At 60.4% G+C, this 908-nt stretch carries 1 protein-coding gene; it reads left to right on the plus strand.

Annotation, left to right across the window (positions count from 1 at the left end; all coding sequences use genetic code 11):
* Positions 1 to 891: an LPD38 domain-containing protein gene (locus AK963_RS29695; protein WP_066018801.1), complete on the plus strand. Its 891-nt coding sequence runs from the start codon at positions 1 to 3 to the stop codon at positions 889 to 891.
* Positions 892 to 908: the final 17 nt, after the last annotated feature.

Genomic DNA, 908 nt, shown 5'->3' on the forward strand with positions numbered 1-908 from the left:
TTGCCGGAGTGGGAGAAGCTGGGCTTTCACCATTTCTGGGTCGGGGAGGACCATTTCCGCATACCCAAGCCGTTCGAGGTGGGCGGCATCTTTGCCACCATCCCTGAAATCATGGAGCAGAGCCTGAGTGGCCGGGAGGATATGAAGTGGACCAGAGACATGGTGGTCGGCCTGATCAGTGATACCTTTGCCATGTCACTGGTGCCGCAGGCCATTGCCCCGATGGTGGACGTGGCCAGAAACAAGAAAGGCTTTACCGGTGCGCCGATCCTGTCCATGAGTCTGGAGCGCAACAAGCCGGAAGCCCAGTATGACCCGTGGACCAGTGAAACCATCAGGCAACTGGTGCAGGCCGTACCGGAAGGTGCGCCGGACTGGATGCGATCCCCCAAGCAGCTTCAGTACCTGCTGGAAGGGTATTTCGGCACACTGGGGCGGTACGCCATACAGGCAGCGGACATTGCCACCCGTGAGATCACCGGGGCAGCGCCGGCACCGGCCATGAACAAGCGGGACATTCCTGTGGTCGGTTCCTTCGTGCGTGACGGCGTGGACGCCAGCCGCTACACCACCGAGCTGTACGGTATGGCCAGAGACGTGCAGGCGCTGGACGCCACCATCAAACGCTATCAGGAGTCCGGTGAAGACCGGCAGGCGAAGGCACTGGAGCAGTCTGCCGCCGCCAGACTGAAAAACAAGGCCGGACTCCAGAAGGCCAGCCGGGACATCAGCAAGCTGCGTAAGGAAGTACGCAAGGTGATGGAAAGGCGGATGATGGACCGTGACACCAAACGGGAACGGCTTGACCGTCTGAACCGGCAGATCAACCAGATGGCCGCCGATGCGGTGAAGAAGTACCAGCGGCCCTTCCGACAGGCAGGGCTACCGTAAAAACACGAAGAAGTAAT

The organism is Endozoicomonas atrinae (assembly GCF_001647025.1).
Lineage (GTDB): Bacteria > Pseudomonadota > Gammaproteobacteria > Pseudomonadales > Endozoicomonadaceae > Endozoicomonas > Endozoicomonas atrinae.